Below are 21,593 nucleotides of genomic sequence, written 5' to 3' on the forward strand. Positions count from 1 at the left end.
ATGGCAGGGGGAGACGACAGCACCCATCGCGCGGCGACACGGCTGGTGACCAGCGGGCGATCGGGCGATTTCGCCAGCGATGTGGTCAACCCGCCCGTGTGGCGCGCAAGCACGCATCTCTACCCCGACTGCGCCGCATTGCGCGCGCGCAAGAGCGACAACCGCGATGGGCAGTTCTTTTACGGCCGCCGCGGATCGCCCACGCAATGGGCGCTCTCCGAAGCGCTTACCGCGCTCGAGCCGGGGGCCGCCGGCACGGTCCTCTATCCCAGCGGGTTGGCCGCGCTGGTCGGCGCGTTGCTGACGGTCCTGCGCAGCGGCGATGTGCTGCTGGTGGCGGACAATGCCTATGATCCCACGCGCAGCGCGGCCACGGGCCTGCTGAAGGATCTCGGCATCGAGCACCGCTTCTTCGATCCGCTCGACCATGAAGCCTTTGCCGGGGCATTCTGCGACCGCACGCGCGCGGTCATGCTGGAAGTGCCGGGCAGCCTCACGATGGAGGTCTGCGATATTCCCGCGCTGGCGGCCATCGCGCGCGAAAGGGGAGCCGTCAGCCTGATCGACAACACCTGGGCCACCGCGCTCGGCTTTCCCGCTCTCGAGCATGGCTGCGATATCGCCATCACCGCGCTGACCAAGCATGTCGGCGGCCATTCGGACGTCATGATGGGTGCCGCCAGCGCGGGTGAACGCTGGTATCGTCGCCTGCGGCTTGGTGCGCAGCGGCTGGGCCATGTCGTGTCGCCTGACGATGCCGCGCTGGTGCTGCGCGGGCTGAGGACGATGGGCGTGCGTCTCGAGCGCCAGACCGCGACCGCGCTGGCGATCGCCGAATGGCTCGATGCGCGCAGCGAAGTGGCGCATGTGCTGTCGCCCCTGCTTCCCGGTGCGCCCGGCCATGACATCTGGCAACGCGATTTTACCAGCGGCTGCGGTCTGTTCAGTTTCGTGCTCAAGGGCGGGGACGATGCCGCGAGGTGCCGGCTGGTCGATCGGCTGGAACTGTTCGGCATCGGTTACAGTTGGGGCGGGTTCGAAAGCCTCGCCCTGCCGTTCGACGTCGAACCGGTGCGTTCTGCGATGCCCTGGCCCAAGCCGGGCTGGAGCGAAGCGGACCGCCATGGCATACGGCTGTCGATCGGGCTGGAAGACCCCGCCGATCTGATCGCCGATCTCGACCGCGGTTTCGCGGCGCTTAACGAAGGATAGACGTGCAAGGCGAAACTCCTCCCACCGCCGAACCGACCGCTGCGACACCTGCGGTCGAACAGGCATGGAACCTGGCCGAGCCGGTGGTCGAGGAAAGCTCGGTCGCCGCGGCCGAAGGCGCCAAGGAAGCGCTGAGTTCGCAGAGCGAGACTGTCGGCTCGGTCATCGACACGGTCGATACCGTGGCGCTGTCGTTCGGCGATTTCCGCATCTCGCTGTTCGACGTGCTGGTCGTTGCCGCGGTGATCGTAGGCATCCTGTTCCTTGCATGGTTTGCCAGCCGGATGAGCCGGCGCCTGGTCCGCCGCATGACCCGGCTCGACGAGGCGCAGCAATTGCTGGTCGAGAAGGTGATCACGATCATCGTCTGGGCTGCCGCCTTCTTCCTCGGCATCGACCTGCTCGGGATCGATCTGACCGCACTGGCGGTGTTTTCGGGCGCCTTCGGCCTGGCGATCGGTTTCGGCCTGCAGAAGACCTTCGGCAATCTGATCGCAGGGATCATTCTGCTGATGGACCGGTCGATCAAGCCGGGCGATGTGATCGCGGTGGCCGATCTGGCGGGCAACGAGAGCTTCGGCCAGATCCGCAAGATCGGCATCCGCGCGGTCTCGGTGACCACGCGCGACCAGCGCGAATATCTGATCCCGAACGAAAACCTGATGATCAACCAGGTCGAGAACTGGTCCTATTCGTCCAAGAACGTGCGGATGCAGGTGCCGGTCGGGGTGAGTTACGAAGCCGACATGAAGCTGGCCGAGGAACTGATGCTCGAGGCGGCGAAGTCCTGCGACCGGGTGCTGAGTGCGCCGCCGCCAACGGTCTGGATGAGCGAATATGGCGACAGCTCGGTCAATTTCGTGATCCATTGCTGGATTACCGACCCCGAGGACGGGGTCGGCAACGTGCGCAGCGCGGTGCTCAAGAAGCTGTGGTGGCTGTTCAAGGACAACGGCATCGAGATCCCGTTCCCGCAACGCGACCTGCATATCCGCGGCAGCGACCAGCTCGAGCGGCTGGCCGAGCTCATGGTGCAGGGGCGCAAGCCTGCGGGCAGCGCGAAAGAATAGGTTGCCGCGCGCACAGCGCCGGTTTCAAATCTCGCCTTCCTAGCCGGACACGCATTCTGATTGGCGCAACGGCCGTGCCCCTCGCATCTTGCGATCATGGCACAGACCGGAACCATCTATCTCGTCGGCGCGGGACCGGGCGATCCCGATCTCCTGACGCTGCGCGCTGCGCGGCTGATCGAGAGCGCGCGGGTGATCGTCCATGACGGACTGGTCGACCCTGCGATCCTCGCACTTGCGCGCGGCGATGCGCAGCTGATCAGCGTGGCCAAGCGCCGTTCGCATCACACCTTGCCGCAGGAAGAGATCAGCGAACTGCTGGTCCGCGTGGCCCGTTCGGGCCAGGACGTCGTGCGGCTCAAGGGCGGGGACCCGTTCGTGTTCGGCCGCGGCGGCGAGGAGGCCGAAGTCGCCCGCGCTGCCGGCGTTGCGGTGGAGGTGGTGCCCGGGATCAGCGCGGCCAACGGGGCCGCGGCGGCGGCACAGATCGCGCTGACGCATCGCGACGCGTCGAGCATTGTCAGCTTCGTGGCCGGCCAGTGCAAGGGTCTGAAGGACCAGGACTGGGCGGGGCTTGCCGGCAAGGGCCGGACGCTGGTGATCTACATGGGCGTGAAGACCGCGCCGCAGATCGCCGAGAAACTGATGGAAGACGGGCTGTCGCCCGACATGCCGGTGGCGGTGATCGAGAACGGCACGCGCCCCGACATGCGCGTGCTGCGCGGCCTGCTCGCCGGGCTGCCCGATCTGGTGGAACATGAAAAGGTGGTCAGCCCTGCGCTGATCGTGATTGGTGAAGTGACCGCGCGCGACGATGTCGCCCTGGCGGTCGCCGCGCAGGAGGCGGCACGATGAGATTGCTTACCGGAAATGATTTGAAGACCGGCGCGGTGACCTGGTGGACCGGCAGCGACTGGTCGATCCACGTCGAGGATGCGGCCGATGTGGCAGGTAGCGAAGACGAGATCGCGCGCCGCGAAGAGGCCGCCCGGCGTGTCAATTCGCCTTATGCAGTGGACGCCGAACTGCAGGATGGCAGCCCCCGGCCGTCGCATATCAAGGAGCGCGTTCGTGCGCTTGGCCCGACCGTCCGTCCCGACCTGACCCTCAAGCCTGCCGATCCCGAAATCGGTAACTGGGTGATCTGATGTACAAATACGACCAATACGACCAGGCGATGGTCGATGCCCGCGTGGAGGAATTCCGCGACCAGGCGCGCCGCCGTCTCGAAGGCAAGCTGACCGAAGACCAGTTCAAGCCGCTCCGGCTGATGAACGGGCTCTATCTGCAGCTCCACGCCTACATGCTGCGGGTGGCGATCCCCTATGGCACTCTGAACAGCCAGCAGATGCACGCGCTGGCCGATATCGCGGACAAGTATGATCGCGGTTACGGCCATTTCACCACGCGGCAGAACATCCAGTACAACTGGATCAAGCTGGAGGATGCCGGCGATATCCTGGCCGATCTGGCCAAGGTCGAAATGCACGCCATCCAGACCAGCGGGAATTGCATCCGCAATATCAGCTCGGATCACTTTGCGGGCGCTACCGCTGACGAGGTGGTCGATCCGCGGCCCTATGCCGAGCTGCTGCGCCAGTGGTCGAGCTTCCATCCCGAATTCAGCTATCTGCCGCGCAAGTTCAAGATCGCGGTGATCGCCAGCGACACCGATCGCGCGGCGATGCGCTTGCACGATATCGGTATCCAGATCGTCGAGAACGATGCGGGTGAACTGGGCGCTGCCTTCTACGTCGGCGGCGGCATGGGACGCACGCCGATGATCGCGCCGTGCATCAACCCCTTCGTCCCGCTCGACCGGCTGGTCACCTATGCCGAGGCGTGCCTGCGGGTCTACAACCGCTATGGCCGCCGCGACAACAAGTACAAGGCGCGGATCAAGATCCTCGTCCACGAGATGGGCGCGGAAGAATACACGCGCCAGGTCGAGGCGGAATACGCCCACCTGCTCGAAGAAGGCGTCGAACCGCCCTTCGCCGAGCTCGAACGGATCCGGACCTATTTCGAGGACCCGCTGTTCGAAGCCGGCGCAGGCGACGAGATCGACCGCAGCGACCCCGATTTCGCCGTCTGGGTCGATCGCAACACGGTCGCGCACAAGGAAACGGGCTATGTCTCGGCGGTGATCAGCCTCAAGCCGGTGGGCGGCATCCCCGGCGATGCGACTGCCGAACAGATGCGCCTGATGGCCGATCTGGCGAAGGATTACAGCTTCGACGAACTGCGCGTGATGCACACGCAGAACATCGTCCTGCCGCATGTCCGCAAGGCCGATCTGCACGCGCTGTGGACAGCGCTCGACGAAGCGGGGCTGGGCAGCCCGAACCTCGATACGGTCGAGGACATCATCGCCTGCCCGGGGCTCGATTACTGCAGCCTCGCCAATGCCCGGTCGATCCCGATCGCGCAGCGCATTTCCGAACGCTTCGCCGCCAATGGCAAGACCGGGACGCTGGGCGAACTCAAGCTCAAGATTTCGGGCTGCATCAATGCCTGCGGGCATCACCATGCGGGCCACATCGGCATCCTCGGCGTCGACCGTAAGGGGGTGGAGAACTACCAGCTCCTGCTCGGCGGCAGCGAGGCGCAGGATGCCAGCCTGGCCAAGATCACCGGTCCCGGTTTCAGCGAAGACGGCATCGTCGACGCAGTCGAAACCGTGACCACCGTCTTCGAACGCGAACGCCAGGACGGCGAACGCTTTCTCGATACGTACCGCCGCATCGGCATGAACCCCTTCAAGGAGGCGCTCTATGGCTGAGACGCTACGCTATCGCGACGACCAACCGGTCGATCATCCCGCCGTGACGGTGGACGCTTTCGTCGACCAGTCGAATGCGCAGGCCGTCCGGATCGAACCGGGCGACGACACGCGTGAATTGCTGCCGCATCTTCAGCGGCTGGCGCTGGTCGAGGTCAACTTCCCCGCATTTGGCGACGGCCGTGGCTACTCCTCGGCGCGGATGCTGCGCGAGGCGGGCTACAAGGGCGAATTGCGCGCGGTGGGCGACGTGCTGGTCGACCAGCTGGCCTATATGCGCCGCTGCGGCTTCGATGCGTTCGAGCCCGATCAGCAATTCGACATGGACGATGTGAAGGCCGCTTTCGAGCGATGGCCAGAAGTGTATCAGAACGCGGCGGACGACCGCACCCCGATCTGGACCAAGCGGCACCCATGAACCGTTTGCGCGCCATCGACCGGATCGACGTGGGTCCCCGTTTCACCGAGCAGGATGCGATTCGTCTCAACCGCATGTTCCGCGGGACCGAGACCGAGGAATGGCTGCGCGCGGTGATCGAGGGGAACCTGGTCGGCGATACCGCCGTGGTGTCGAGCTTCGGGGCCGAGAGCGCGGTGTTGCTGCATCTGATCGCGCAGGTCGATTCTGACCGTGCCCGTGCTGTTCCTCGATACCGGCAAGCATTTCCCCGAAACGCTCGCCTACCGTGACGAGCTGACCGAGCGGCTCGGGCTCAACCGCGTCGATCTCTATCCCGAGATCGCCGATCTGCAGACGCGCGACGATACCGGGCTGCGCTGGTCGTACGATCCCGATGGCTGCTGCGAACTGCGCAAGGTCAAGCCGCTGGAAAAGGCGCTCGCCAATTTCGATGCCAGCTTCACCGGACGCAAGGCGTTCCAGTCGGCGACGCGCGCCAATCTGCCGCGCTTCGAAGTGGACTCGGCCGATGTGCAGGGCCGGCTCAAGATCAACCCGCTGATCGACTGGTCGGCAGAGGACATCGCGGCCTATTTCGAGACGCATGACCTGCCGCGCCATCCGCTGGTCGATCGCGGCTTTCCCAGCATCGGCTGCTCGCCGTGCACGCGTCAGGTCGGCAAGGGCGAAGACCCGCGCGCGGGCCGCTGGTCGGGCTGGGACAAGGTCGAATGCGGGATCCACAAGCCGGGCGAGGAACCCTTCCTCTGATCCGGTGGGCGGTGCTGGTGCCGGCTGGAGGATTCGAACCCCCGGCCTGATGATTACAAATCAACTGCTCTACCAACTGAGCTAAGCCGGCGCCCGCAAAGCGCGCCCTTTCGAGCAATCGCGCGCAAATGTCCAGAGCTTCAGAACCAGCCGTTGTCGTGATACCACCGCGCTGTCGCGGCGAGGCCTTCTTCACCGCTTACGCTGGGTGACCAGACGGCTTCGGGCACTTTCATAGCCGACCGCGCGACCCAGTTGGGATGCGTCATATAACCCACCCTGTCGGCGGTAAGCCGGGCCTTGTCGCCGCGCACCATCCGGTCGACTTTCGCTGCCGCATCCAGCACGCTGCGGGGCAGGTGCGGCGCGAAGACCGGCCGCCCCACCGCCTTGCCGATCGCACGCGCCAGTTCCTTGTGCGACCAGCCGCCTTCGCGCGCATCGTCGGGTTCGAAAACGCGGCGGCGCACCAGCGCGGGCGGGGCATCGACCAGCGCCAGCAGCAACCGCGCCAGATCGGTGACATGGATGATCGAACTCGCGCCGCCGGGCGGCAGCGGGACAAAGCCGAACCGTGCGCTGCGGAACATCTCGAAATAATCGACGTCGCGCGGACCGTAGACGCCCGGCGGGCGCACGATCGTCCAGTCGAGCCCGCTGGCCTCGACCAGCTTTTCCGCTCGCGCTTTCGAGGCGCCATAGGCCGACAGTCCGGGCTCGCGCGCCGAGAGCGAGGAAACGAAGACGAACCGCTTGGCGCGGCTGTGCCTGGCAGCGGCGATCAGTCTTGCGGTGCCGCCGACATTGGCCTCCTCGAACGCCGCGGGATCGGGCGCATTGGTCAGCCCCGCCACGTGGACGATCGCATCGCAAGGCTCGCACAATGCAGCCAGCGCGGCGGTATCGGACAAATCGCCAGCAACCCATTCGACATTGGCGCGCGGGGCCTGGGCGCGGCGGGTCAACGCGCGCACGGTCTCGTCAGACTGCGCCGTCTGGTCGAGCACGGCCTGGCCGACGAAGCCGGTGGCACCGGTCAGCGCGATCGTCACAGGCGCACCATGTGATCGCGGTGGACGACGGCGGCGCGCGGGGCATAGCCGAGCGTGCGTGCCTGCTGGTCTTCCCTCAGCCCCATGATCGCGCGGCATTCGGCAGCGGCATATTCGACCAGTCCCTGACCAAGCCGTTCGCCTCCGGGGCCGTGCACTGCGACGAGATCGCCGCGGACGAAATCTCCCTCCACCGCGGTAACGCCAGCGGCCAGGACGCTTGCTCCGTTATCGAGCGCGGCCATGCACCCCTGATCGACCGTCACGCTGCCTGCCGGGGCCAGCCGTCCGCCGAGCCAGGCCTTGCGTGCGGACGCGCCCGACTGCGGCACGAACACGGTGCCGCTGTCCTGCGCCAACGCGGCCGCGAAGGGTGCGGGCCGGGTGCCGTTGATGATCGCCAGCGCGATGCCCGCGCGTTCCGCGATGCGTGCGGCCTGCAATTTGGCGCGCATGCCACCCGAACCTAGGCCCGAGCCGGAATCGGCAGTGGCCATTGCCATGATCTCGGGCGAAACCCCGTCCACGCGCGCGATCCGCCGCGCGCCGGGCTCACGCGGATCACGGTCGAACAACCCGTCGACGTCGGACAGCAGCAGCACCGCATCCGCGCCCGCCGCTTGCGCGATGCGCGCGGCCAGCCGGTCATTGTCGCCGAAGCGGATTTCCTCGGTCGCCACGCTGTCGTTCTCGTTCACCACCGGTACCGCGCCCGCGGCCAGCAGGCGTCCGAGCGTGGCGGAAACATTGAGATAGCGGCGCCGGTCCTCGAGATCGCCGAGCGTGACGAGCATTTGCGCGGCAGTGATATCCTGTGCGCCGAGCGCATCGGACCACAGGCGGGCGAGTTCCACCTGCCCGACCGATGCCGCGGCCTGCGCGTCGGCGAGGCTGCCGCGGCCGCCGTGAGGCAGGCCGAGCCGGGCGGCGCCCAGCGCGATCGCCCCCGATGAAACGAGCAGGACTTCGCAAGTCTGCCGCAATTCGGCGATTTCCGCCGCAAGCGAGGCAAGCCATGCGGTCCGCGCGCGTCCCTTGTCGACCAGCAGGGCAGAGCCGACCTTGATGACAAGGCGGCGCGCCTGGCGCAGGTCGGAAAGGGCGGCGATGTCCATCAGCAGGGGACTAGCGGCTGCGGGCGGCGCGCGGAAGCCGTCTTGCCTTGCCGCGCTGTTACCATGCCTTCACGGTCAGATCGGCGACCATTCCGGATTGCTGTCGTCGGACGAATCCTCGACTTCGACGGTCTTCGTCTCGGTCGAGGTGTGATCGGGCAGATAGCCGAGCAGGGCATCGAGCAGTTCGCCGGTCCCGGCGCCGGTCGCACCCGAGATGGGAAAGACCTTGTCCGCCCCCGCGGCCTGCAGTTCCTCGGCGAAGGCTTCGCCCAGTTCCTGGTCGGCGAGATCGAGCTTGTTCAGCGCCACCACCTGCGGCTTGTCCGCCAGTTCGCTGCCATAGGCTTCGAGTTCGGCATTGACCGTGCGATAGGCTTCGGCCGGATCGTCGCCCGAAATGTCGATCAGGTGGATCAGCACGCGGCAGCGTTCGATATGGCCGAGGAAGCGGTCGCCGATCCCGGCGCCTTCGGCGGCGCCTTCGATCAGGCCCGGGATATCCGCAAGCACGAATTCACGGCCCTTGTGCGTCACCACGCCCAGCTTGGGGACCAGCGTGGTGAAGGCGTAATGGCCGACCTTGGCCTTGGCATTGGATACCTGGTTGATGAAGGTGCTCTTGCCCGCATTGGGCAGACCGAGCAGGCCGACGTCGGCCAGCAGCTTGAGCCGCAGCCAGACCCACATTTCCTCGCCCGGTTCGCCGGGCTGGTGCTGGCGCGGTGCGCGATTGGTGCTGGATTTGTAGCTCGCGTTGCCGCGGCCGCCCATGCCGCCTTCGAGGAACACGAGCCGCTGGCCGACCTCGGTGAAATCGGCGAGCACCTCTTCCTTGTCCTCGCTGAGCACCTGGGTGCCGAGCGGAACCTTGACGACGAGGTCGGGTGCGCCGGCCCCGGTCCGGTCCTTGCCCTGGCCGTGATTGCCGCGCTTGGCCTTGAAATGCTGGGCGTAGCGGAAGTCGATGAGCGTGTTGAGGCCCTGGACGGCTTCGAACACGATGTCGCCGCCCTTGCCGCCATTGCCGCCGTCGGGGCCGCCGTACTCGATATATTTTTCGCGGCGGAAGCTGACCGCGCCGGGGCCGCCTGCGCCGGATTTCAGAAAGATCTTGGCTTGGTCGAGAAAGTGCATGGCGCGCCCTCTAGCCGCTTTCGCGGACATAGGCGAGGGCGCGCATGCTTATGGCGTATCAGTCGACGAAATCGTCCACCCGCTCGACGATGATCGCGGGGGCCATCCCGCCCGCAGCGCACATGGTGACAAGGCCGTAACGCTTGTTCTGGCGTTCGAGTTCGTCGACCATCGTACCGATGAGGATCGACCCGGTGGCACCGATCGGGTGGCCCAGCGCGATCGAGCCGCCGTTGACGTTGACCTTGTCCCAGTCGAGCCCGAGATCCTTGACAAATTTCGCGGCGACGACGGCGAAAGCCTCGTTGATTTCGAACAGGTCGATATCGTCGGTGGTGAGTCCGGCCTTGGCGAGCACCTTTTTCGCCGCAGGTACGGGGGCATTCAGCATCAGCGTCGGATCATCGCCCATATTGGCCGTCGCAACGATGCGCGCCCGGGGCTTGAGCCCGTGCTTCTGCGCATAGTCCTTGCTGGCGACCAGCACCGCGGCGGCGCCATCGACCACGCCCGAGCTGTTGCCGGCGTGGTGGAAGTGCTTGATTTCGACATCGGGGTACTTTGCATTCACCAGCCCGGCGAAGGTGGTGCCGCTCTTGTCGAGCGGGACATTGGCGATCTTGGCAAAGGCGGGTTCGAGTTCGGCCAGGCCTTCGCGCGTGGTCTGCGGGCGCGGATATTCCTCCTTGTCGAGCACGACATTGCCCTCGTCGTCCTTCACCGGGACGACCGACTTGTCGAAACGGCCTTCCGCGATCGCCTTGGCGGCGCGCTGCTGGCTGCGATAGCCGACTTCGTCGAGCTCCTCGCGGGTGAAGCCTTCGATCGTGGCAATCGCGTCGCCGCAGACGCCCTGGTGGCTCTGCGGGTGCGAGCGCATCAGGCGCTCGTTATGGCTGCCCATCATCGGCGGCTTGAGCCCGGCGGCCATCTTGTCCTTGGTCATCTGAGCGGTGAGGCTCATCATTTCGGTGCCGCCGGCGACGACGCAGTCTTCCATCCCGCTCATCACCTGGGCCGCCGCCAGCGCCACGCTGGTAATGCCGCCGCCGCAGAACCGGTCGAGCGTGGTGCCGCTGGACGTCACGTCAAAGCCTGCATCGAGCGCGGCCATGCGGCCCAGGTCGCCCGCCTGCATCCCGTCCTGCGTGCTGACCGACCAGATCACGTCGTCGACCGTCGAGGTATCGAGATCGTTGCGATCCTTGATCGCGGTGAGACAGGTGGCCGCGAGGTGCTGCGGATGCATGTGCGCGAGCGCGCCCTTGCCCTGCTTGCCGATCCCGCGCGGGGTGCGGACAGCGTCGATGATATAGGCTTCGGCCATGGCTTCTGACTCCTCTCGTTTTGTCTTTTTATGCGGCGAATGCCGGTTGACGTTTGCGTAAACGTCGCGCAGCAAGGGCGCAAGACAAGTTTCGATTTGAAATGGGAGAGAGCGGCTATGTCCGAGGAAGTTCTGACGAGCGACGAAGACGGCATCCTCGTCGTCACCATCAACCGGCCCGATGCCAAGAACGCGATGACCAAGGCCGCGGCCGAGGGGATCGCCGCGGCGATGGACCGCCTCGACAGCGACGACAATCTGCGCGTCGGCATCCTGACCGGCGCTGGCGGGACCTTCTGTTCGGGCATGGATCTCAAGGGCTTCCTGCGCGGCGAATCGCCCAGCGTCGAAGGGCGCGGCTTCGGCGGCGTGGTGCAGCAGCCGCCCGAAAAGCCGCTCATCGCCGCAGTCGAAGGCTATGCCTTGGCTGGCGGGCTCGAACTGATGATCGCCTGTGACCTGGTGGTCGCCAGCGCCGCGGCCAAGTTCGGCATCCCCGAAGTGAAGCGCGGTCTTGTCGCTGCAGCCGGCGGCGTGATGATGCTGCCCGACCAGATCCCTGAACGGATCGCGATGGAACTGGCGCTGACCGGCGATTTCATCGATGCGCCGCGCGCCTATGAGCTGGGCCTCATCAACCGCGTGACCGATGGCAATGCGCTGGCCGGGGCCAAGGAACTCGCCGCGCGGATCGTCGCAAACGGCCCGCTGGCGGTGAAGGTGTCGAAGCAGGTTATCAAGCAATCGCGCGGCTGGCCGATGGACGAACGCTACAAGCGCCAGACCCAGCTTATCGCTCCCGTCTTCGTGTCCGAAGACGCCCGTGAAGGCGCCGCCGCCTTCGCCGAGAAACGCGCGCCGAACTGGAAGGGCAAGTAAGACCCTTCGGCGCGTCACAAGAACATTCGAGAGGATCCGAGAGATGCCAGCAATCAACGTACCCCAGCCCGAGTTCATGGAAGACGAGGAGATCTCCATCTTCGCCGATGCCGTGGGCAAGTTCTACCAGCAGCATGCGCCGGAAAAGCGCGTGCTCAAATGGCGCGAGGACGGCCAGGTCGAACGCGAATTCTGGAACGAGGCGGGCGAAGCCGGCCTGCTGGGCGTCTCCGTACCCGAGGAATACGGCGGCCACGGCGGCGATTTCCGGCATGACATGGTGGTGATCGACCAGCAGGCGAAGCACGGCGTCGAGGGCTTCGCCGCCAGCCTGCACAACACGGTGATCCTGCCCTATCTGGTGCGTCACGGGACCGAGGAGCAGAAGAAGAAGTACCTGCCCAAGCTCGTCACGGGCGAACTGGTCAGCGCCATTGCCATGACCGAACCGGGGGTCGGCTCCGACCTGCAGAGCATCACCACCACTGCGCTCAAGGACGGCAACGGTTACCGCATCAACGGGGCCAAGACCTATATCTCGAACGGCCAGACGGCGGATTTCATCATCGTCGTTGCCAAGACCGATCCGAACGAGCGCGCCAAGGGCATCTCGCTGATGCTGCTCGAGACCGAGGGCGCCGAAGGCTTCCAGCGCGGCAAGAAGCTCGACAAGGTCGGGATGGATGCGGCGGATACCTCCGAACTGTTCTTCGACGATGTCTTCGTGCCGGCAGAGAACGTGCTCGGCGGCGAGGAAGGCAAGGGCTTCTACCAGCTGATGGGGGAGCTACCGCAGGAACGGCTGATCATCGCCATGGGCGCGATGACCGGGATCGAGAAGGCGCTCGAAGTCACCATGGACTTCGTCAAGAACCGCAAGGCGTTCGGCCAGACGATCTGGGACTTCCAGAACACGCAGTTCGTGCTCGCCGACCTCAACGCGCGCGGCACTGCGGCGCGGGTGTTCGTCAACGACTGCATCGCCAAGCACCTCAAGGGCGAGCTCGACGTGCCGACCGCATGCATGGCCAAGTACATGGTCACCGAACTGCAGGGCGAAGTGGTCGACAAGTGCCTGCAGTTCCACGGCGGCGCGGGCTTCATCAACGATTACCCGATCGCACGCATGTTCCGCGACAGCCGCATCACGCGGATCTTCGGCGGCTCGAACGAAGTCATGAAGATGGTCATCGCCCGTTCGATGTGACCGCATCCTCCGGCGCGGCGGAGACCGGCTGCTTCAGTCGATCCCGCCGCGGCGGAGCATCGCGTCGATGCTGGCGACCTTGCGTTCATAGCGCGGATCGTCGGTCGCGCCGTAGCGCGCTGCGAATTCGGCATCGGTCAGCCCGTCGCTGAGCGCGAGCGCCGCTGCGGGCAGCAGATCTTCGTCCTGCGCGCCCAGCAAGGCCGCACGCGTGTCTTCCATCCGCTCCGGATCGGTCAGGCGCCGCGCGATCTTGATCCCCGATCGGTCGCTGGCGAGATCGACGAAGGAGAAGCCGCTCGGGTCCTTGGGAGCCAGCAGCGGATCGCTTTCCAGGCTGTCGGCCAGTTCCTTCCATTCACCGATCGCCGCGCTGATGCTGCTGCCGGTGGTGGTCTCGAGCGCTGCCGACAGCGCCCAGTGTTTCGCCCAGTCCGCGCGGCCCTGCAGCGTCAGCGTGACCGGCCGGGCCGCGCAGGTGCCGATCGTGCCGTCGACACCGCCGAACAGTTCGGCCGCCTCGGGCCCGAGCGAGAACAGCGCAAGCGCAACGAGCGCGGCGGAATGCCCTTCGGGGCTGGGCTGCGAAGCCGCGAGCGCGCGGCGCAGTTGCTGCGCCAGCAGCGGGGCAGGCTCGCCGCGCTGCCGTTCGGCGAGCGTGCAGTAGATGGTGCCCACCATGTCTTCATCGACCGCGGGAACGCCGGTTGTCCGGGCATGCGCGAGCAGGCTGCCCTGCGGCATAAGGACCCGCGCGGTGACGCTGTCGGGCCCGATCCGCATGCTGCGCACGATCGTGTCGATCGGCGGGAGGGTGCCGCCCTGCGCGGCCATCTGGCGCTGGATCAGCGCCAGTCCCCATTGCGAGAACCAGTCGGGCAGGGGCAGCGCGCCGATCTTCACGGTGAAGGTCGGCAGCCCCTCGCTGGCCCCGGACGCCTGCGCGCGGATGTTGATCCAGCGGAAGAGCATGGGCCGGCTGCCGGTCAGCGTGAGCACGCCATCCTCGACGCGCGCGTCGAAGCGGTTGGGCGCAAAGCCCTGCGTCACCATCGCCGAGGTCGCGGCCAGTTCGGCTTCGGCGAGCGTGAGTTCGACCGGCTCCCCCGTCGCCCGGCTTCGCCGCGCCTGATTGACGAGCGCGCGCGCGGCGGCGACCTGCTCTGCCGTGGCATGCCGGCTATCCGGTACGGCCGGTTCGGAACTGGTCAGGAGCAGCGCCAGCGCCAGCACGCCGCCCACGATCAGGGCGAGCGCGAGGCGCCAGCGATGCCCGCGGGTCGGGGGGCGGACATGATGCGGTTTTCGGTCAGCTGGGGCCCGTCAGGCCTCCACCACCGTCTGTTCGATCGCCCCGAAGATCGAGTGGCCGTCGGCGTCCTTCATCTCGACGCGGACGCTGTCGCCGGGGACCATGAAGCGCGTGCTCGCTTCGCCCTTGGCGATGGTTTCGATCATGCGGATTTCGGCAATGCAGCTGTAACCGAGACCGCCTTCGGCCACCGGCTTGCCCGGGTCGCCGTCGGGGCCCTGGTTCGAGACGGTGCCCGAGCCGATGATCGTGCCTGCACCCAGGTCGCGGGTCTTCGCGGCATGCGCAACCAGTTCGGCGAGGCTGAAGGTGGCATCGACGCCGGCATTAGCGCGGCCGAAGGGCTGGCCGTTGTAATCGACCATCAGCGGCAGGTGGATGACGCTGCCCTGCCACGCATCGCCCAGCTCGTCGGGCGTCACCGCTACGGGGCTGAACGCGCTGGCGGGCTTGGACTGGAAGAAGCCGAATCCCTTGGCCAGTTCGCCCGGGATCAGGCCGCGCAAGCTGACGTCGTTGACCAGCATCAGCAGCTTGATGTGATCCGCTGCGTCGTCCTTCGACACGCCCATCGGCACGTCGTCGGTGATCACCGCGATCTCGCCTTCCATGTCGCAGCCCCACTTGGTGTCGCCCAGCGGGATGTCGTCGCGGGGCGCGAGGAAGTTGTCGCTGCCGCCCTGGTACATCAGCGGATCGTGATAAAAGCTCTCGGGCACCTCGGCGCCGCGCGCCTTGCGGACCAGTTCGACGTGGTTGATATAGGCCGAGCCATCGGCCCACTGGTAGGCGCGCGGCAGCGGCGAATGCGCTTCGCGTTCGTGGAACCGCTCGCACGGCACTGCCTCATGTTCGACATCGGTGTACAGCGCTTCGAGCTTGGGCGCGACTTCGGCCCAATCGTCGAGCGCGGCCTGCAGCGTCGGCGCGATGTTATCCGCCGCGCAGTAACGGGTGAGGTCCTTGGAGACGACCACGAGCTTGCCGTCGCGCGTGCCGTCCTTGAGTGTTGCGAGCTTCATGTCGGTTGTATCCTCTCGGGATTGTCGGGTTGGTTGTCCGGATGCGCGCGCTGGAACGCGGGCAGCGCGAGACAGGCGGTTTCGATCCGGGTGATGTGGGGCTTGTCGGCAAAGTCGAAGCCGAAACGCTGGGCGTTATACACCTGCGGCAACAAGCAGACCTCGAACAGGCCGGGCCGCTCGAACAGGAAGTCGCCGCTGCCGAGCTGCGCCAGCCGTGCTTCGAGCGGGTCGAGCGTGCGCGCCAGCCAATGGCGGTACCAGATGCCGATCTCGTCCTGCGACTTGCCGTATTCCTTGGCGAGATACTTGAGCACCGGCAGGTTGAGCGGGGCGTGCAGCTCGGTCGCGATGGCATAGGCCAGTTCGCGCGCGAGATAGCGGTCACCGGCATCGCCGGGCAGCAACGGCGCATCGGGATAGGCTTCGTCGAGCCATTCGAGCTGCGCCATCGACTGGACATAGTCCTTGCCGTCGACCTCGAGCAGCGGGACCGAACCGAAAGGGTTGCGACTGGTGAAGGCGGCGCCTTTCTGTTCGCTTTCGAGCAGGTTCACCGGCACGTATTCGTAGTCCAGCCCTTTCAGCTCCAGCGCGATGCGCAGGCGGTAGCTGGTCGAGCTGCGATAGTAGCCGTGAAGGCGGATCATCTGCGTCATCTCCCGTATAGGAGTAATCTAGGAATGACCGGCGCGGTTCCAACGACATGGACCGCTTGTTACACGGTCCAGGCGCAAAAAACCTGCCCGCCGGACTTGGGGCGCGATGCGGGTGCGAACGGGGCGGGCATGGGCGCGGTGCATAACCGCTATGTGGCACAGGACCGCGTTGTAGGACAGGATCGCTCGCGCGCGAGGGGTCAAAACGCCGCGATCCCCGTGATAGCGCGGCCGAGGATCAGCGCATGGACATCATGCGTGCCTTCATAGGTGTTGACCGTCTCGAGATTCACCATGTGGCGGATCACCTGGTATTCTTCCGAAATACCGTTGCCGCCATGCATGTCGCGCGACTTGCGCGCGATATCGAGCGCCTTACCGACATTGTTGCGCTTGACGATGCTGATCATCTCGGGCGCGAACTTGCCTTCGTCCATCAGCCGTCCGACGCGCAGGCTGCTCTGCAGGCCGAGCGAGATTTCGGTGATCATGTCGGCGAGCTTGAGCTGGTAGAGCTGCTTGCTCGCCAGCGGCACGCCGAACTGGTGCCGGTCGAGCCCGTATTGGCGCGCGGCGTGGAGGCAGAACTCGGCCGCACCCATCGCGCCCCAGCTGATGCCGTAGCGCGCGCGGTTGAGACAGCCGAACGGACCCTTGAGGCCCTGCACTTCGGGTAGCAGCGCGTCCTCGCCCACTTCGACCTCGTCCATCACGATCATGCCGGTGGTCGAGGCGCGCAGGCTCAGCTTGCCTTCGATCTTGGGGGCGGACAGCCCCTTCATGCCCTTTTCGAGCACGAAGCCGCGAATGCCGCCGCCATGCGCATCGCTCTTGGCCCAGACCACGAAGACATCGGCGAAGGGGGCGTTGGAAATCCAGGTCTTGGAGCCGGAAATGACATAGCCGCCATCGACCTTCTTGGCGGTGGTTGTCATCCCGCCGGGATCGCTGCCGGCATCGGGCTCGGTCAGGCCGAAACAGCCGATCAGCTTACCGCTGGCAAGGCCGGGCAGGTATTTCTTGCGCTGATCTTCCGAACCATAGGCGAGGATCGGGTACATCACGAGACTCGACTGGACCGAGGCCATCGAACGATAGCCGCTGTCGACGCGCTCGATCTCGCGCGCGATCAGGCCATAGGCGACATAGCTGGCAGCCGCGCCGCCATATTCCTCGGGCACGGTGGCGCCCAGCAGGCCCGCCTCGCCCATCATCGGGAAAAGTTCGGGGTCGTCGACTTCCTTGCTGAAGTTCTCGATCACCCGCGGTTGCAATTCGCCCTGCGCAAAGGCGTGGGCAGCGTCGCGGATCATCCGCTCGTCCTCGGTCAACTGATCGTCGAGGTTGAAGGGATCGTCCCAGGCGAAAGGCACCATAGCGGCCATGTGGTCTCCTCTGTTCCACCCCAGCCACTGGCAGGGTTGCCCGCGCGGGGCAAGACCCGCGCGGGCAGCGAAGGTCACTTCACCAGCGGCAGCGCCTTGCGGCAATCTTCCGCGCATTCGCGGCACATCTTGGCACACAGCGAGCAGTGCGGATTGTCATGGCTCTCGCACTCGGCGGCGCAGGTTTCGCAGGCGGTGATGCAGGCTTCGAGCTGGGCGCGCAGCACGTCGATGTTCTGCGCGGTGCGGCGGACAGCGAGCCGCGCGGTCGCGGCGCAGACATCGGCGCAGTCGAGGCAGTTGCGGATGCACTGCGCCATGTCCATGTCCTCGGCCACGCAGGCATCGGCGCAGCTGGTGCAGAACAGCGAACACAGCATTGCATGGCGTGCGGCAGTGACCAGTTCCTCGGTCTCGTCCTCGACCTGCGGGTGTGCGGCGATCATTGTGGGGAGCGACATCGGCATTTCCTTCCTTGAGAATATTGCGTTCGTTCAAGGAATGGTTCGTCGCCGCGCAATGTTCCGGCAATGGCGGGCGAAACCCGCCCGCTGCGGTCAGGCGTGCGCGGCGGCGCGCTGAATCGAGTCGATCACGGCAGCCGGCGGGCAGGGCTTGGCCAGCGCTTGCGCCCGCGGGAAGCGAAGCGCCACCTCGGCGGGGGACAGCTGACCCGAATGGAAGATGACCGGCACGTTTTCCGCCATCATCTGTTCGGCCAGCGGATAGACGATGCCATCGCCTAGCTGGACGTCGAGAATGGCGATATCGGGTTTCGACTTCTGGTAGGCCAGCATGGCCGACGACAGATCGTCATACGGCCCTTCGACCATGTAGCCCGCTTCTGCCACCGTATCGCACAGATCGTAACCGACGATCAGTTCGTCTTCGGCGACGAGTACTCGTAGTTGACGACTCATCTGACCTCTCCTCGACTGCGGACCCACGTAACCAAATACCGCAGCCGGAAATCGGTTCCCGGTCGCGTCAGCTGAGTTTCCCGAAGCGGTCGGCGAAACCGGCTTCGTCGCCAGCGGCGAGCATGGCCGCCTGGCCGACCCAGTCGTCGCGCCGGATGCGGCCCTGGAAGCGGCCCATCTGCGCATCCACGCGGTCGATTTCGGCGTCGTCCCAGGCGGCGATCTGCGCGAATGTGGTCACGCCCATGCCGTGCAGCGTGGCCGACAGCTTCGGACCCAGCCCCTTGATACGGGTCAGATCGTCGCCGCCAGCCGGAGCCGATGCGCTTGCGGGCGTTGCGGATGCGGATGCGGATGCGGATGCGGGTGCCGGAGTCGGGGTCGGAGCTGGGGTTGCGGCGGGGGTAGTGGCGGCCGGCTCCGTCGTGGCACCGCCGGCCGGCACGCCGGCCGCGGGCTGCATCGGGGTCGCCGCCGGGGCGCTGTCGATCAGCGCCTTGTTGCGCTGCGCCGGGGCGGCGCCGTCATCGAGCACGTCACGGCTGGTGCTGGTGACGCGGGTCTTGCGCGAGCTGTTGAACAGGTACCATGCGATCACCAGGCCGAGCAGCAGCGCGGCGACGATCAGCGGCCAATAGGTCTGGAGCAGTTCGCTCATGGTCTAGTCCTCTTGTTGGTCGTGGCGGCCCCACAGCGCCCAGCCGATGCCGATCCCCGCCCCGTAGGCGGCGACCATCAGCGCGGCCAGTTCGAACCATAGCGGCATGTCAGCGGGCTCCCGGCGTGTCGACGGGGGTGGGACGGAGCGGTTCGGTGCGGATCACCGAGAATTCGATGCGGCGGTTGGCCGGGTCGCTGGGGGCCAGCCCCTCGACCGGCTGGCTGGAGCCGACCCCGCTGGCGCGCAGCCCGTCGCGCGGGATGCCGCGCTCGATCAGCGCCTGCCGCACCACGCGCGCGCGTTCCATGCTCAGCGCCAGATTGCCGGGCTCGGTGCCCGCCTTGTCGGTGTGGCCGGTGATCGCGATGATCGAGCCGAGGCACGGCCGGAGCGCGTCGGCAACTTCGTTGAGCAGCTTGCGGCTCGACGGCAGCAAGGCGCTGCTGCCTTCCTCGAACCGGATCGAACGGGTGCGCAGCAGCCCTTCAACGTCTTCCTGGCAATGCAGCGGCTGGTAGGTCGGCTCGTCGCTCTCGGCGCGCACCGTCCCGTCGCTCCAGGTCACACCGCCGACGCCGGGAATGTCGTAGACTTCACGCGCCACGCGCGTGCGGACGCTCTCGTCCAAATCCTCGCCGCCGCTCAGCAGCGGGTGGCGCGAGAGCGATCCGGTGGCGCTGGCGAAACGTGCGGTGACCCCCGTGCCGCCCGCTTCGGCTATCGCTGCGGCGGACTGCGTTTCGAGCCGGTCGATGAAGTCGGCCGCCATCGGCTCGGCCAGTGCATAGCCGGCGAGGCCGGTCGCCATGGCACCGGCAAGCATGACAAGGGGAGCACGGATCGACATGGGCTGGCTCTTAGCCGCCAGCCGCCCCCCTGCCAAGCGCCCTGCGCGCGGTTATTCCAAACCCTCGGCGGTCATCACCAGCTGGAGGAATTCCTGCCGCCAGAAATCGCGCTGCGGCCCGGCCAGAGCGGCGATCTGCGGATAGGTATAATCCGCCAGCAGCGGGTCGCCGCGCAGTTTCTGGCCGAAGGCTGCGACCGCGCTGGCGAAGGCGAAATCGCCGCGGGGCACCGCGTTTGTCGCAAGCGCGGAGGCGGGCAGGGCGTAGGTCAGCAGCTGCGAGGTATCGCCATCGGGCCGCTTGTAGCGCAGCTTCACATAGGCCGCCTCGCTCGCCAGTTCGCGGGCGCGGTCATCGACCGTGTCCTCGTAACGCCGCGCGGGCACCCACCCTTCGCCGCCGGCGGGGATCACTTCATACAGCGCGGTGACCTGGTGGCCCGCGCCGATATCGCCCGCATCGACCGCGTCATTGTCGAAGTCCTCTTCGCGCAGCACGCGGTTTTCATAGCCGACGAGGCGGTACTGGCTGACCACTGCCGGATTGAATTCGACCTGGATCTTTACGTCCTTGGCGATGGTGAACAGCGTCGCGCCCATTTCATCGCCGAGCACCTTGCGTGCTTCCAGCGCGCTGTCGATGTAGGAATAATTGCCGTTCCCGTTGTTGGCGACCTGTTCCATCATCGCATCGTTGAGATTGCCGCGGCCGAAGCCCAGCACCGACAGCGTGACGCCGCTTTCGCGCTTCTTCTCGATCAGCTCGACCAGCGCCTCGCGGTCCGAGGTGCCGACGTTGAAATCGCCATCGGTCGCCAGGATCACGCGGTTGACGCCGCCCTCGATGCGGTTGGCCTCGGCCACGCGGTAGGCCAGCTCGATCCCGGCACCGCCCGCGGTCGACCCGCCGGCATTGAGCTGGTCCAGCGCGTCCTTGATCTTGCGTTCGTCATTGGTCGGTTCGAGCACGAGGCCCGCGGCCCCGGCATAGACGACGATCGAGACACGGTCGCGTTTGGTCAGCTGTCCGGCAAGCTGGCGCATCGCGGTCCTGACCAGCGGCAGCTTGTCGGCGCTGCCCATCGAGCCCGAGACATCGAGCAGGAAGACGAGATTGGCGGCGGGGCGTTCCTGCGCGGGCAGTTCATAGCCGGCGAGCCCGATGCGCACCAGCCGCGCGTCGGCATTCCACGGGCTAACCGCGACATCGGTGTTGACCGTGAACGGCTGCTCAAGGCTGTCCGGCCGGTCGTAGTCATAGCGGAAGTAATTGATGAATTCCTCGGTCCGCACCGCGCCCTTGGGCGGCAGCGCGCCATCGGAAATGAACCGGCGCGCATTGGTATAGGCGCCGGTGTCGACATCGACCGAGAAGGTCGAGACCGGTTCGCTGGCGACGACCTTGACCGGCGACACGTCCTCGCCGTCATACTGGTCGCGGCTGGGCGGTGCGGGCACGAAGACCGGCGGGAAATACCGATAGCCCGGTTCGATGACCGATGTTTCGGTGGATGCGGTAGCCGCGTCGGCACGAACTCGGGACCCGGTGACGATAACGGCTGAAGGGCTGGCCATATGCGCTGGCGGAGGCGGCGGCGGGGGAGGAGGGGGTGGTGGCGGCGGCGTGCGGCCAGTTTCGGTGCGATCGGCCTTGCCGCTGGCGATGATGATGGTATTGCCATCGGGCTGCGTGGCGCAGCCGGCGATCAGCGCAGCTGCTGCACAAGTGACGGTAAATCTTGCGAAACGCATGGGCAGTCCTCCCCTTCCTTGCGAGTGCTCCACGCTACCCGTTCCTGGGGTGAATACCTACTGAACGTGTCTTTTCCGCGACG

General features: G+C 66.2%; 21 protein-coding genes, 1 tRNA gene and 1 pseudogene. 9 read left to right on the forward strand and 14 right to left on the reverse strand.

Annotated features, from left to right (window positions below):
* From metC to WKH79_RS00870, 7 genes and pseudogenes are all read left to right on the forward strand, one after another.
* Complete coding sequence (metC, locus tag WKH79_RS00840; protein ID WP_341859320.1) at positions 1-1,212, forward strand: cystathionine beta-lyase; 1,212 nt, start codon at positions 1-3, stop codon at positions 1,210-1,212.
* A gap of 71 nt (positions 1,213-1,283) precedes the next feature.
* Positions 1,284-2,282 carry a mechanosensitive ion channel domain-containing protein gene (locus WKH79_RS00845; RefSeq protein WP_202392411.1) on the forward strand — a complete coding sequence of 333 codons (999 nt, stop codon included), beginning with the start codon at positions 1,284-1,286 and terminating at the stop codon, positions 2,280-2,282.
* Between the two features lie 96 nt (positions 2,283-2,378).
* Positions 2,379-3,137 carry a uroporphyrinogen-III C-methyltransferase gene (gene cobA, locus WKH79_RS00850; protein WP_063535330.1) on the forward strand — a complete coding sequence of 253 codons (759 nt, stop codon included), beginning with the start codon at positions 2,379-2,381 and terminating at the stop codon, positions 3,135-3,137.
* Entirely contained in the window at positions 3,134-3,430 is a 297-nt protein-coding gene (locus WKH79_RS00855; RefSeq protein ID WP_063505894.1) for a DUF2849 domain-containing protein, read from the forward strand. Before cobA ends, WKH79_RS00855 begins: the two co-directional genes overlap by 4 nt.
* Positions 3,430-5,064, forward strand: coding sequence for a nitrite/sulfite reductase (locus tag WKH79_RS00860; protein WP_160766502.1), 1,635 nt, complete (start codon positions 3,430-3,432; stop codon positions 5,062-5,064). The genes WKH79_RS00855 and WKH79_RS00860 overlap by 1 nt, the downstream gene beginning before the upstream one ends.
* Positions 5,057-5,482 carry a DUF934 domain-containing protein gene (locus tag WKH79_RS00865; RefSeq protein WP_341859321.1) on the forward strand — a complete coding sequence of 142 codons (426 nt, stop codon included), beginning with the start codon at positions 5,057-5,059 and terminating at the stop codon, positions 5,480-5,482. Before WKH79_RS00860 ends, WKH79_RS00865 begins: the two co-directional genes overlap by 8 nt.
* A pseudogene (locus WKH79_RS00870) lies at positions 5,479-6,235 on the forward strand (phosphoadenylyl-sulfate reductase). Before WKH79_RS00865 ends, WKH79_RS00870 begins: the two are co-directional and overlap by 4 nt.
* Positions 6,236-6,250: 15 nt before the next feature.
* On the opposite strand, the gene WKH79_RS00875 reads toward WKH79_RS00870, so the two are convergent.
* The 5 genes from WKH79_RS00875 to WKH79_RS00895 form a co-directional block, all read right to left on the reverse strand.
* Positions 6,251-6,326: transfer RNA gene (locus WKH79_RS00875), tRNA-Thr, on the reverse strand.
* A gap of 49 nt (positions 6,327-6,375) precedes the next feature.
* Entirely contained in the window at positions 6,376-7,287 is a 912-nt protein-coding gene (locus WKH79_RS00880) for an NAD(P)H-binding protein (RefSeq protein ID WP_341859322.1), read from the reverse strand.
* A complete protein-coding gene (gene proB / locus WKH79_RS00885; RefSeq protein ID WP_341859323.1) occupies positions 7,284-8,402 on the reverse strand; it encodes a glutamate 5-kinase in 1,119 nt (372 codons plus the stop codon). The genes WKH79_RS00880 and proB overlap by 4 nt, the downstream gene beginning before the upstream one ends.
* A gap of 75 nt (positions 8,403-8,477) precedes the next feature.
* Complete coding sequence (obgE, locus tag WKH79_RS00890; RefSeq protein ID WP_341859324.1) at positions 8,478-9,539, reverse strand: GTPase ObgE; 1,062 nt, start codon at positions 9,537-9,539, stop codon at positions 8,478-8,480.
* Between the two features lie 58 nt (positions 9,540-9,597).
* Positions 9,598-10,866: an acetyl-CoA C-acetyltransferase gene (locus WKH79_RS00895; RefSeq protein WP_341859325.1), complete on the reverse strand. Its 1,269-nt coding sequence runs from the start codon at positions 10,864-10,866 to the stop codon at positions 9,598-9,600.
* 117 nt (positions 10,867-10,983) lie between these two features.
* Between WKH79_RS00895 and WKH79_RS00900 the strand changes: the two genes are divergently transcribed.
* Both WKH79_RS00900 and WKH79_RS00905 read left to right on the forward strand, forming a co-directional pair.
* Positions 10,984-11,745 carry a crotonase/enoyl-CoA hydratase family protein gene (locus tag WKH79_RS00900; RefSeq protein ID WP_341859326.1) on the forward strand — a complete coding sequence of 254 codons (762 nt, stop codon included), beginning with the start codon at positions 10,984-10,986 and terminating at the stop codon, positions 11,743-11,745.
* A 43-nt stretch (positions 11,746-11,788) separates the two neighbouring features.
* Positions 11,789-12,952, forward strand: a complete 1,164-nt coding sequence (locus WKH79_RS00905) for an acyl-CoA dehydrogenase family protein (RefSeq protein WP_050600210.1) — start codon at positions 11,789-11,791, stop codon at positions 12,950-12,952.
* 33 nt (positions 12,953-12,985) lie between these two features.
* On the opposite strand, the gene WKH79_RS00910 is transcribed toward WKH79_RS00905, so the two are convergent.
* From WKH79_RS00910 to WKH79_RS00950, 9 genes are all read right to left on the reverse strand, one after another.
* On the reverse strand, positions 12,986-14,194 hold the full coding sequence (locus WKH79_RS00910; protein ID WP_341859327.1) for a hypothetical protein: 1,209 nt from the start codon (positions 14,192-14,194) through the stop codon (positions 12,986-12,988).
* Between the two features lie 81 nt (positions 14,195-14,275).
* The gene (locus tag WKH79_RS00915; protein WP_341859328.1) at positions 14,276-15,286 is read right to left on the reverse strand and encodes a fumarylacetoacetate hydrolase family protein; all 1,011 of its coding nucleotides are present in this window, start codon (positions 15,284-15,286) and stop codon (positions 14,276-14,278) included.
* Complete coding sequence (gene maiA / locus WKH79_RS00920; RefSeq protein WP_050600346.1) at positions 15,283-15,933, reverse strand: maleylacetoacetate isomerase; 651 nt, start codon at positions 15,931-15,933, stop codon at positions 15,283-15,285. Before maiA ends, WKH79_RS00915 begins: the two co-directional genes overlap by 4 nt.
* A gap of 212 nt (positions 15,934-16,145) precedes the next feature.
* Positions 16,146-17,330, reverse strand: a complete 1,185-nt coding sequence (locus WKH79_RS00925) for an acyl-CoA dehydrogenase (protein WP_341859329.1) — start codon at positions 17,328-17,330, stop codon at positions 16,146-16,148.
* 74 nt (positions 17,331-17,404) lie between these two features.
* Complete coding sequence (locus WKH79_RS00930) at positions 17,405-17,791, reverse strand: four-helix bundle copper-binding protein (RefSeq protein ID WP_050600347.1); 387 nt, start codon at positions 17,789-17,791, stop codon at positions 17,405-17,407.
* A gap of 96 nt (positions 17,792-17,887) precedes the next feature.
* Complete coding sequence (locus tag WKH79_RS00935) at positions 17,888-18,250, reverse strand: response regulator (RefSeq protein ID WP_063507116.1); 363 nt, start codon at positions 18,248-18,250, stop codon at positions 17,888-17,890.
* Between the two features lie 67 nt (positions 18,251-18,317).
* Complete coding sequence (locus tag WKH79_RS00940) at positions 18,318-18,908, reverse strand: hypothetical protein (protein ID WP_341859330.1); 591 nt, start codon at positions 18,906-18,908, stop codon at positions 18,318-18,320.
* 109 nt (positions 18,909-19,017) lie between these two features.
* Positions 19,018-19,758, reverse strand: a complete 741-nt coding sequence (locus tag WKH79_RS00945) for an OmpA family protein (protein ID WP_050600216.1) — start codon at positions 19,756-19,758, stop codon at positions 19,018-19,020.
* A 51-nt stretch (positions 19,759-19,809) separates the two neighbouring features.
* Positions 19,810-21,510 (reverse strand): von Willebrand factor type A domain-containing protein, encoded by a 1,701-nt coding sequence (locus WKH79_RS00950; RefSeq protein WP_341859331.1) that lies wholly within the window; start codon positions 21,508-21,510, stop codon positions 19,810-19,812.
* Between the last annotated feature and the right edge of the window lie 83 nt (positions 21,511-21,593).

It is taken from the genome of Qipengyuania sp. GPGPB31, assembly GCF_038396345.1.
Lineage (GTDB): Bacteria > Pseudomonadota > Alphaproteobacteria > Sphingomonadales > Sphingomonadaceae > Qipengyuania > Qipengyuania citrea.